Annotated in this window: 6 protein-coding genes; 1 reads left to right on the top strand and 5 read right to left on the bottom strand. The window is 74.6% G+C overall.

Annotated features, from left to right (window positions below; all coding sequences use genetic code 11):
* Positions 1–396: ATP-binding cassette domain-containing protein (locus E1265_RS25795; protein ID WP_132933409.1), on the top strand; the 396-nt coding region annotated here is incomplete at its 5' end.
* 14 nt (positions 397–410) lie between these two features.
* Here E1265_RS25795 and E1265_RS25790 read toward each other — a convergent pair.
* From E1265_RS25790 to E1265_RS25770, 5 genes are all read right to left on the bottom strand, one after another.
* Positions 411–2,843: a SpoIIE family protein phosphatase gene (locus E1265_RS25790; RefSeq protein WP_243741107.1), complete on the bottom strand. Its 2,433-nt coding sequence runs from the start codon at positions 2,841–2,843 to the stop codon at positions 411–413.
* 136 nt (positions 2,844–2,979) lie between these two features.
* Positions 2,980–4,611 carry a glutamine-hydrolyzing GMP synthase gene (gene guaA, locus E1265_RS25785; protein ID WP_132933407.1) on the bottom strand — a complete coding sequence of 544 codons (1,632 nt, stop codon included), beginning with the start codon at positions 4,609–4,611 and terminating at the stop codon, positions 2,980–2,982.
* A gap of 787 nt (positions 4,612–5,398) precedes the next feature.
* Positions 5,399–6,985, bottom strand: coding sequence for a succinic semialdehyde dehydrogenase (locus tag E1265_RS25780; protein ID WP_132933406.1), 1,587 nt, complete (start codon positions 6,983–6,985; stop codon positions 5,399–5,401).
* A gap of 67 nt (positions 6,986–7,052) precedes the next feature.
* On the bottom strand, positions 7,053–9,602 hold the full coding sequence (locus E1265_RS25775; RefSeq protein WP_132933405.1) for a protein kinase: 2,550 nt from the start codon (positions 9,600–9,602) through the stop codon (positions 7,053–7,055).
* Positions 9,603–9,701: 99 nt separating this feature from the next.
* Positions 9,702–11,347, bottom strand: a 1,646-nt coding sequence (locus E1265_RS25770; protein ID WP_132933404.1) for a serine/threonine-protein kinase, incomplete at its 5' end; no start/stop codon positions are given.

The raw sequence follows: 11,347 nt of genomic DNA, 5'->3' as shown, positions 1-11,347 counted from the left end.
CACCGGATCGGCACCACCCTCGCCCGCCCCCTGCGCCTGCACCGCCGCGTCGCCCGCGGCGACGTTCCCCGGCGGGTTCGGGCGTTGCTCGCGGACGTGGACCTGCCGGCCGACTTCGCCGACCGCTACCCGGCCCAACTCTCCGGAGGCCAGCGGCAGCGCGTCGCCATCGCCCGCGCCCTCGCCGCCGAACCCGACGTCCTGCTGTGCGACGAGATCACCTCCGCACTCGACCCCGCCACCAGCGCCATGATCCTGGACCTGCTGCGTGCGCAACGGGACGCGAAGGGCCTCGCCATCGTCCTCGTCAGCCACGAACCGGCGCTCGTCGCGGAACACGCCGACACCGTCCACGTCATTCGGCACGGCCGCGTCACCCGGGCCCGGTCCCGCTGACGGCCACGCGTGGCTCAGGCCGCGACCGGCTCCGGCGCGGGACGGTCGTCACCCGCGGGTGCCGGGCGGACGTCAAGCTCGGCCCAGATGGTCTTGCCGTCGCCGACGTAGCGCGTGCCCCAGCGGTGTGCGAGCTGGGCCACCAGGAACAGGCCGCGGCCGCCCTCGTCAAGCGTCCTCGGGTGGCGCAGCCGCGGCGAGGTGCTGCTGGCGTCCGCCACCTCGCAGGTGAGGACGGACTGCCGGATGAGCCGCAGCCTGACCGGCCCGCTGGCGTACCGGATGGCGTTGGTGACCAGCTCGCTGACCAGCAGCTCCGCCGTCATGGCCAGGTCCGCCAGGCCCCAGCGCGCCAGCTGCTCCCCGGTCCTGGCGCGGGCCTGGGCCACCACGGCCGGATCCGAGGGGAACTCGAAGGAGGCGACCCGCTCGGCGGTCAGCGCGTGGGTGCGAGCCAGCAGCAGCGTGACGTCGTCGAACGGTGGGCCGGGCCCCAGGATCTCGGTCGCCGCCGTGCACAGTTCGTCGAGCGGCCGGCCGGGCCGCGCCAGGGCCCGCCCGAGACGGGCCATCCCGGTGTCGATGTCCTGGTCGGGTGATTCGACGAGCCCATCGCTGTAGAGCGCGATCAGGCTCCCCTCGGGCAGCTCGAACTCGGCCGGCTCGAAGGGCAGCCCGCCGAGCCCCAGCGGGGGCCCGGCCGGGAGTTCGGGGAAGGTGACGTCGCCGTCGGGGGTGACGATGGCGGGCGGCGGGTGGCCCGCCCTCGCCAACGTGCACCGCCGCGTGATCGGGTCGTAGACGGCGTACAGGCAGGTGGCGCCCAGCACGGTCGCGGCGGCGGCCTGGTCGCCCGACTCCTCCTCGATGACGCGGATCGCCCAGTCGTCGAGGTGGGCCAGCAGCTCCTCGGGTGGCAGTTCCATGTCGGCGAGGGTCCGCACCGCCGTCCGCAGCCGGCCCATGGTCACGGCCGCGGTGACGCCGTGGCCCACCACGTCGCCGACGACCAGGGCGGCCCTGGCCCCGGAGAGCGGGATCACATCGAACCAGTCGCCGCCCACGCCCCCTCCCCCCTCGCGGATCCGGGCCGGCAGGTACCGGGACGCCACGTCGAGCCCGATCCCGCCGGTCAGCTGGCGCGGCAGCAGGCTGCGCTGCAGGGCGAGCGCGGCGGCCCGTTCCCGGCTGTAGCGGCGGGCGTTGTCCACACACACCGCCGCCCGGTCCACCAGCTCGCGGGCGAGCAACAGGTCGTCGGGCACGAAGGGGGCGGGGTTGCGCGACCGCAGGAAGATCGCCTGCCCGAGCACCACGCCTCGGGCCCGCAGGGGAACGGCGAGTAGGGAGTGCAACCCGAACTCGCGCATCGTCCGCGCACGCTCCGGGTACTCCCGCGCCCACGTCTCGTCGTCGGGATCCAGTGAGGGGATCAGCATGGCGTCCCCGTCCGCCAGGTACCGGCTGTTGTGGTGCGGGGGCAGGAAGCCGACCTGCTCGCCGAGCCTGGCGACCGCCTCCGGCGCGCCCTCGCGCACCGACCGCAGGCCGCAGCGCCGCATCAGGGGCCTCGGGTCCACGGGCAGGAAGGCCGGCTCCTCGCCGTGCAGCACCGGCTCCAGCAGGTCGACGGCGGCGAAGTCGGCCAGCGAGGGGACGGCGACATCGGCGAGCTCCTGCGCGGTGCGGTCGATGTCCAGCGTGCTGCCGATGCGCCCGCTCGCCTCGTTGATCAACGCCAGGCGCTGCCGCGCCTCCCACCGGTCGGTGACGTCCATGACCAGGTAGCACACGCCCATCACCCGGTCCTCGTCGTCGACGAGCGGGAAGAACGAGGTGGAGTAGGCGTGCAGGCGCTGCGGGTCGGCCCAGCTCCAGCCCGTGTACTCGTGGTCGACCAACGGCGTGCGGGTGTCCCGCACCTCGCGCATCAGCGCCTCGAGCCGCTCGGCGTCCAGGCCGGGCAGCACCTCGCTCAGCCGGCGCCCGAGGCGCTGTTCGCGCGGCACGCCGCCGGCGCGTTCGAGGGTGTCGTTCATCCACACGTAGCGCAGCTCCGCGTCCATCACGGCCATGCCGATCGGCGACCGGGTGAGGAGCCCCTCGAGCACCGACTCGCTCACGGTGTGCGACAGCTGTCGTTCGCCGGCCGAGACGAGGAAGCACTCCCGGTCGTCGAGCGAGAAGGGCGGGGAGACCCGCAGCTGGGCCTCGACGCGTCGCCCGTCCCGGCTGCGGACGGTCGCCGTGCCGGCCCAGCTCGCCCCCGTGCGGCACCGGCGGGCTACGGCCGCCGCCCGCAGCCGGTCACCGGGCGCCGTCAGCAGCATGGCGGCGGAGCGCCCCACCACCTCGGTCGCCGGATAGCCGAGCAGTTCCTCCGCCGCCCGGGTCCAGCCCAGGACCGTGCCGCCAGGGCCGATCACGACGGTGGCGGCGCTGGCCACCTCGAGCGGCCCGGGGCTGCCCCTCGGGGTGTACCCGAGTCCTGGCCCGGGCCGAGCCTCGTCGGATGCCACCCCTCCATGGTGCGCCCGCGCGCGGGGGCCTGCTAGCCGGCGGCCGGGCCGCCGCCGGGCGCGGTCACTCCCACTCGATGGTGCCGGGCGGCTTGCTGGTGATGTCCAGCGTCACGCGGTTGACGTCGCGGACCTCGTTGGTGATGCGGTTGGAGATCTTCGCCAGCAGCTCGTAGGGGAGGCGGGACCAGTCGGCCGTCATGGCGTCCTCGGAGGAGACCGGGCGCAGCACGATCGGGTGGCCGTAGGTGCGGCCGTCGCCCTGGACGCCCACGCTGCGGACGTCGGCGAGCAGGACGACCGGGCACTGCCAGATGTCGCGGTCCAGGCCGGCCGCCGTCAGCTCCTCGCGGACGATGGCGTCGGCCTCGCGCAGGATCGCCAGGCGCTCCGGGGTGATCTCGCCGACGATGCGGATGGCGAGCCCGGGCCCGGGGAACGGCTGGCGGTGGACGATCTCCTCGGGCAGGCCGAGCTCCTGGCCCACCATCCGCACCTCGTCCTTGAAGAGCCTGCGCAACGGCTCGACGAGCTCGAACTCCAGGTCCTCTGGGAGGCCGCCGACGTTGTGGTGGGACTTGATGTTGGCGGTGCCGGTGCCGCCGCCGGACTCCACCACGTCCGGGTAGAGGGTGCCCTGGACGAGAAACGCCACGTCCTCGCCGGCCGCGCCCGCCTCGGCGATCAGCTCGGCCTGGGCCTGCTCGAAGACCCGGATGAACTCGCGGCCGATGATCTTCCGCTTCTGCTCGGGGTCGGAGACCCCGGTCAGCGCGGCCAGGAAGCGCTCCGCCGCGTCCACCACCACGAGCTTGACGCCGGTGGAGGCCACGAAGTCCTTCTCGACCTGCTCGGTCTCGCCCTTGCGCATCAGGCCGTGGTCCACGTACACGCAGGTCAGCTGGGCGCCGATGGCCCGGTTGACCAGGGCGGCGGCGACCGCCGAGTCCACGCCGCCGGAGAGCGCGCAGATCGCCCGCTTCTCCCCGACCTGGGCGCGGATCGCGGCGACCTGCTCGTCCACGATGGATCCGGTGGTCCAGGACGGGCTGAGCCCGGCGCCCCGGTAGAGGAAGTGCTCGAGCAGCTGCTGGCCGTAGGTGGAGTGCAGCACCTCGGGGTGGTGCTGGACGCCGTAGAGCCGCCGCTCGTCGTCCTCGAAGGCGGCGACGGGCACGGTGTCCGTCGAGGCGGTGACGGTGAAGCCGGCCGGGGCGGCGGAGCAGGCGTCGCCGTGCGACATCCACACCTGCTGCTCGGCGGGGGTGCCCTCGAAGAGGGTGGAGGACGGCCGGGACACGCTCAGCACGGTGCGCCCGTACTCGCGGGCGCCGGTGTTGTCGACGGTGCCGCCGAGGGCCTGGGCCATCAGCTGGAAGCCGTAGCACATGCCGAGGACGGGCACGCCGGCCCGGAAGAGCGCCGGGTCGATGCCGGGCGCGTCGCTCGCGTAGACGGAGGAGGGGCCGCCGGAGAGGATGATCGCGCGCGGCTCGCGGGCCAGCATCTCGGCCACCGGCATGGTGGACGGCACGATCTCGCTGTAGACGCGTGCCTCGCGCACCCGGCGGGCGATGAGCTGCGCGTACTGGGCGCCGAAGTCGACGACGAGGACCACGTCCACGTTGGGGGCGGTCACGTCGGGGGCGGCCGTGTCTGCCACGTGTGCCACGAAGCTGCTGCCTTTCTTCGCCATGGGTGCTGCGTCACCATGGGCACCGCGCGCCTTCCGGCGGTGGTTGTCCGGCGGGGGTCGTCCGGGGTATGGCATCGAGTCTAGGTGACACGGTCGGGGGCGTGTTCCGGCCGTCCGCCGGGGGCGGTGTCTGAACCCCTGCGCGGCGAGTCACCCGTACGGAGCGTGACCGGGGGTGCGGCGGCTTCGTTGAAGGCAGTGTCCCCGGGGCGAAGAGACGCACCGGCCCTCCGCGGTGTGGCGAGGGTGGATGCGTCGTGGGACCTCGCTCCGGTGCGGTGGCCGGACGGCAGGGGACAGCAGGCCGGTCACGACCTCGGGCGGCCGGTTCCCGGGACGCCGGGGACCGGCCGCCGTGCTCTTGCGGGATCGGCTCTCCATCCCGCACGATGCAAGGAGAAGGGCAAGGAGAACCGAAGACGAGTTGGCGGATCAGGCGTACCCCCCTCCAATGGTCCGACCAACGGCAGCGGTGTCTACCCCCCGGGCACTGCCGCACAGCACGGGCGCCGCCCTGTCGCCCGTGCTGACAAGAAGGGGCCCCGGCCGGGATGGCCGGGGCCCCTTCGCCATGGTCACGGGTTCGGCGGCCCACCGGCCCACGCCCCGAACACCTCGTGTCCTTTTCGTGACCACAACCGGCACAACTTTTTCCATCTGCGAGTGGTCGGAACAGGCGCATCACGAGTCGACCACCGGCTCACGCCTGCCGCCGTCCGCGCCGGCCTGGTGCCCCACGGACCGAAGGGGCTCGCTTCCACTCCCCCGGGAGGCGGGCCCCTTCGCCTCAGCGGAGCCTGAGTGCCTTCATAATCCGCAGCGAGCGGCTGACGAAGGCCGCGTAGCCCCGGTCGTCGAGGCCCAGCGAGGGCGCCATGGGCAGCAGCCGCTGCTCGGCCACGGTCTGTGCCTCGGTGTACTTGAGGATCCCCTCGGCACCGTGCCGCCGCCCGAGCCCCGAGTCGCCCATGCCGCCCATCGGGGCCGCGACGCTGCCGTAGGCCGCCGCGTAGGCCTCGTTGATGTTGACGGTGCCGGTGCGCAGCCGGGCGGCGAGCCGTCTGGCGCGGCGGGCGTCGCGCGACCAGACGCTGGAGTTGAGGCCGTAGGGCGTGGCGTTGGCGCGCTCGACGGCCTCGTCCTCGTCGGCGAAGCGGTAGACCGAGACGACGGGGCCGAAGGTCTCCTCACCGCACACCCGCATCTCGGGCGTGACGCCGTCGAGGATGGTGGGCTCGTAGAAGTACGGGCCGAGGTCCTGGCGGGCCCGGCCGCCGGCGAGCACGGTCGCGCCGTGCGCCACCGCGTCCGTCACGTGCCGGATGACGGCGTCGAGTTGGGCCTGGGAGACGAGCGAGCCGACGTCCGTGCCGTAGTCCAGGTCCGCGCCGAGCCGCAGCGCGGCGGTGGCCGCCGCGAACCGCCGCAGGAACTCGTCGGCGATCGCCTCGTGCACGTAGAGTCGCTCGACGGAGATGCACAGTTGGCCGGCGGAGGAGAAGCAGCCGCGTACCGCGCCGGCCACCGCCCGGCCCAGGTCGGCGTCCTTCAGCACCAGCATGGCGTTCTTGCCGCCGAGTTCGAGGCTGGCGCCGATCAGCCGGGCGGCCGCGCCCTGGGCGACCTCGCGGCCGGTGCGGGTGGAGCCGGTGAACGTCACGTAGTCAGCGTGCCGCACCAGCTGGGGGCCGACGACCGGGCCGTCGCCGAGCACCACCTGCCAGACGTCGGCCGGCAGCCCTGCCTCGACCAGCAGCAGCCGCGCCCACAGGGCGGTCAGCGCGGTCCGGGTATCGGGCTTCATCACCACGGCGTTGCCGGCGACCAGCGCGGGCAGCGCGTCGCCAGCGGACAGTTCGAGGGGGTAGTTCCAGGGCGAGATGTGGCCGACGACGCCGCGCGGGTGGCGGAGCTCGCGGACCCGGGTGAGCAGCGGGAAGGCGCCGCCGCGCCGCCTGGGCCGCAGATAGCCGGGGGCGGCGCGGCCGTAGTGGCGGGCGGCGGCGAGGACGGCCTGCACCTCCTCGTGCGCGTGCAGCCTGGCCTTGCCGGTCTCCAGCTGGATCAGGTCGAGTACCTCGTCCTGGCGGCGCAGCAGCAGGTCGTGCAGGCGCAGCAGCACGGCGGCCCGGCGCCGGACGGGAACCGCGGCCCAGGCGCGTTGGGCGGCGCGGGCGCGGTCGAACGCGGCGGCGACCTCGTCGGGCGCCGCGGTGGGCAGCTCGGCGAGCCGCTCGCCGGTCAGCGGGCTGTGGACGGGGGCGAGGCCGCTGCCCGGCAGGCCCTCGGTCAGCCGGGCCACCAGCTTCGGGGTGACGAGGCGGGCCGCACGGGCCCGCGGGTCGGACATGTCGGACGGCCGGGTCGTCGTCATAGCCGGAGGGTAAGGCCGGGCGCGGCGGCTGCCTACCTACCGGTAACGACTTTCTGCCGCCGGACGGTTACCCGGCCCGGTAGCTGCCGGCCGTGACGTCGGCGATCTCGGCCAGCCGGTCGCGCTCGTCGGCCGGGCCGCGCACCAGCACGATGTGGTACGAGCCGTCCACCAGCAGCACCCGGTTGAACGCCACCACGTCCGCGCCGTTTTCGCGCCAGCCGAACACGCCGTCGGCCATGCGGACGTTGCCCACCCTGGTCTCGATCAGGCCGGACGAGGTGGCGTACTGGTAGTTGCGCTGGACGGCCAACTCGGGCTCGGCGCTGAGCTGGTAGTCCATCGGGTCGTCGCCGAACTCCTCGGCGCCGTCCCGGCCGGGAACCACCACGATCTCCAGGCCGCCGTCGCCGTAGATCACCTGGCCGTCGCCGTTGAGCCCCTGGCGGTCCCAGCCGTCGGGCACGGCGAGGGCGAAGCCGGCCTCGTCCTCGACGGCGGTGAAGCCCTCGGGCGGCGGCGCCGGCTGCTGGTCGCCCTCCGCGGTGGACGGCTCGCTCTCGCCCTCGTCCTCGCCCTGCTCCCCCTGGTCCGTGGCCTGCCCGCTCTCGCCGGCGGTGGGCTCGTCGTCCACCTCGGCCGGGGGCGCCTCCTCGGCGGGAGGGCGCTCGCTCACCCCGCCATCGCCGGTCGGCGAGCCGGCGTCCCGGTCATCGGCCATGAACGCCAGCACATAGGCCACGGCGCCGGCCATGCCGAGCAGCACCAGCGTCAGCAGCGCCCGGCCGAGCCGCCGCGGGCTGCGCTGCCCCCGCTCGCGCGGGCGCCGCCGCGGCCCCACTATCTCGCCGCGCCGCCGCAGGATCGGCAGCCGGCGCGGGTCAGCGGGGCGCCCCGGCTCGAGCGCGGGCGGCGGCGCGGTGACGGTGCGCCGGCCCACCTCGGGCTCGGGCGCGCTGCGCAGCAGCGAGCGCAGCCAGCCGCGCAGTTCCTCGGCGCTCGGCCGCTCCGTCGGGTCCTGCCGGAGCAGCGACTCGATGACGGGGCGCAGCGCCCCGCAGTCCTCGGCGAACGCGGGCTGCTCGGCGCAGACGGCCTGGGTGAGCTCGGCCGCGCTGTCCTCCGGGTAGGGCGGGTAGCCCTGCACCACGCGGAAGAGCAGGGCGCCCAGGGCCCAGAAGTCGGCCGCGGGGCCGACCGGTGGGGCCAGCCGCCAGTGGTCGTGGACCGGGCCCGCCTGCTCGGGCGCCCACCGCTCGGTGACGGCGCCCACCGTCATGATGCGCGCCTGCCGCGCGCGCTCGGCGGCGAGCGCGCTGTCCGGGCCCCGGTACCGGTCGGGCTCGGCCTCCGCCTGCTGGGGCAGCCGCACCTGGGGCAGCTGCTGCGAGTGGTGCGCGGGCTTCGGCGGCGGCTCCCAGCCGGTGCGCGCCGGGTGGCTCGGGCGCGCCCCTACGCCCGGCCCCTCGGTGGGCGCGGGGGCGGTGGAGCGCCGCGCCGCGCCCGCCTGGGTGCCGGCGCGGTACGCCGCGATGGCGCCGCTGCGGGCGGCCCGATCGGCCGCCGACCGGCCGTCTCCGCCCTCGAAGTCCCAGCTGCTCGGCAGCCCGTCGGACCGCTCGGGCCGGCCGCCCTGGTCACGCATCCTGGCCACCAGGTCGGCCGCCGGCCGATCCCCGGTGCCGCCGCCGTTCTGCCAGCGGCGGTACGCCTCGGGCCCAGGGCCGTTCGGCCCCTCCCGCACGAAGCCGGGCGGCGGCGCGCTGACGGCCAACGGATCGACGACCTGCCCCTCGCCGCTCGGCCACGGCTGGGCCTGCTGCGGTGCCTGCGGCAACTGAGGCTGGGGCGACTCGGGCTGCGGCAACTCGGGCTGCGGCAACTCGGGGTGCGGCTGCTGCATCTGCGGGATGCTGCCCGTGCCCCAGTCCGCGGCCGGCCCGACCCTGGGCAACTCGCCGGTCTCCGCGGCGAGCCCCTGGCCCTGACGGCGCGACTCCCGCACGAAGGTCTCCGGCACGCCGGAGGGCAACGGGTCGTACCCGCAGAGCACTTCCTCCGCGGCCCCGGCCGCCAGGCCGGTCAGCACGGCGCGCCCGTCGTCGCAGATCAGCACGGTGCGGGCGGTGACGTTGCGATGGGTCCAGCCGTGCGCGTGCACGATCCGCAACGCGGCGAGCAGGTCGGCGGCCACCTCGGCCGCCCGGTACGGGCCGAGCCGCTCCTCGGCGAGCACCGCGGCCAGCGACCTCGCCGGCAGTAACTCGCTGACGACCCACAGCCCTTCGCCCTGCACGAAGACGTCGAAGACCTGGCCAAGCCGCGGGTGGTCGGGGAGTTGGGCGGCGGCCGCCGCGGCCTCCACGGCCCGCCTGACGACCGGATCGTCCGGCACCCGGGTGGCCCGGTCGCCGCCGAGGCCACGCACCCCGCCCTGCCGGCCGTCCGCGTCGAGCGTCTCGGCGTCCACCACCTCGGGCAACGGCACCTGGCGCACCAGGACTTCCTGACCGCTCGCGGTGTCGAAGGCCCGGGACTCGACGAACTCGAACTCATCGGCGGGTGTCCTGGGGAGGCGGTAGCGATCGGCGAGCAGCCGCCCTGTGTAGTGGTCCACGATGCCTCCCCACCGCCGCCGCGCTCCGGGCACAACCGGTCTTCCACGATACGTCTCGTAGCGGTGCCACGGCTACGGTCCGTCAACTCGACTTATGTCTCAGTCCAGGGGCTGAAAGGTCTGAAAGGCCGTCTCGCGCAGCGTCTCGCAGTCGCTCTCGTCCCAGGCGTCGGCGGCGCAGGTGATCATGATCGCGTAGCCATGGTCGTCGTCGACCCGGAAGCCACGGTTCAGCACCCGGACCCGCTCGCCGTCCTCCGTGCGCTCGAACTGCCAGTCGGCGACGGAGGGATAGTCCCGCCAGCTCACCGTCTCGATGCTCAGCAGCTCGTAGTTCGTGCTGTTCCTCCGGACCGTGGGCTCGAGCTCCCGCCAGGAGGCCTCCGCGTCCTCCCCCGGACTCGCGGTGAAGTCCACCTGGACCTTGGGCAGCCCACCGTCCCGCGCGCTGTATATCCCGCCCGAGTTCTGGCCGGCTATGTCGACGCGCTCCCAACCCCTCGGCAACGATATCCGGAACCGGAAGTCCTGATCCACGACTTCCGCGTATCCGGCGGGATGTCCGGGCAGCGAGTCGTCCTCTGGGTCGGCCTCGGGCGCGGTGCCGGGCGGCCCCTCGTCCCCCTCGCCCTCCTCCGGGTCGGCGGTGACCTCCCCCGTCGGCTCCTGTGTCGGCTCCTCGGCCGCTTCCTCGGAGCGCTCGTCGACCGGCTCCTCCGATGACTCGTCGAACTGCTCCTGCGTCGGCTCGCCGGTGGGCCCCCGCCCGTCCACTTCGGTGTTGCCGTCACCGTCGCCGCCGAGCGTCAGGAACAGCGTGGTGCCGAGCACGGCGAGCAGCACGACGACCACCGCGGCGGCGATCAGCGTCCGCCGGCGCCGCTCGCCCCCCGCGACGGCGGGGGCCACGACCGTCGCCGGCGGCTCCGCCGGGCCGCGGCCCAGCGTGGCGAGCCCGACCACCACCGTCTGGTCGTCCGAGCGCTCCGGCGCCCGCAGCGCCTCCTGCAGCATCTCCCGGGCGGTCGGCTCGTCGATCCGCCGCGCCGGGTCCTTGACCAGCAGCCCGTTGATGACCTCGGTCATCGGCCCCGCCTGGCTCGGCGGCACCACCGGGTCGTGCATCACGGCGGCCAGCGTGGCGATGGCCCCGCCCTCGTCGTACGGCGGCCGGCCCTCCACGCAGCAGTACAGCAGCGCGCCGAGCGACCACAGGTCGGCCGGCGGCCCCGGCACCTCGCCACGGGCCCGCTCGGGCGAGATGTACGACGGCGCGCCCACCAGCATGCCGGTCGAGGTGATCGACGGATCGCCCTCCACCTTGGCGATGCCGAAGTCCGTGAGGACGACGCGGTCGTCCTCGGAGACGAGGACGTTGGACGGCTTCACGTCCCGGTGCAGGATGCCGGCCGCGTGCGCGGCGCGCAGCACGTCGAGGATCTCCAGGCCGATCTCGGCGGCCCGCCGCGGCGCCATCGGCCCGTCCCGCCGGATGACGTCGGCCAGCGAGCGCCCCTCGATCAGCTCCATCACGATCCAGGGCCGGCCGCCCTCGTCCACGACGTCGAACACGGTGACGACGCCGCGGCTGCGGATGGTGGCGATGGCCTTGGCCTCGCGCATGGTCCGGGTGATCATGCGGCGCCGCTCGGCCTCCTCGACCCCGGCCGGCAGCCGCAACTCCTTCACGGCGACGGTCCGGGCGAGGATCTCGTCCCTGGCCTCCCACACGGTCCCCATCCCAC

This window comes from Streptomyces sp. 8K308 (assembly GCF_004348315.1).
Classification (GTDB): Bacteria; Actinomycetota; Actinomycetes; order Streptomycetales; family Streptomycetaceae; genus Streptomyces.
The sequence above is the reverse complement of the archived record's forward strand: the minus strand, read 5'-3'. Positions and strand labels throughout refer to the sequence as shown.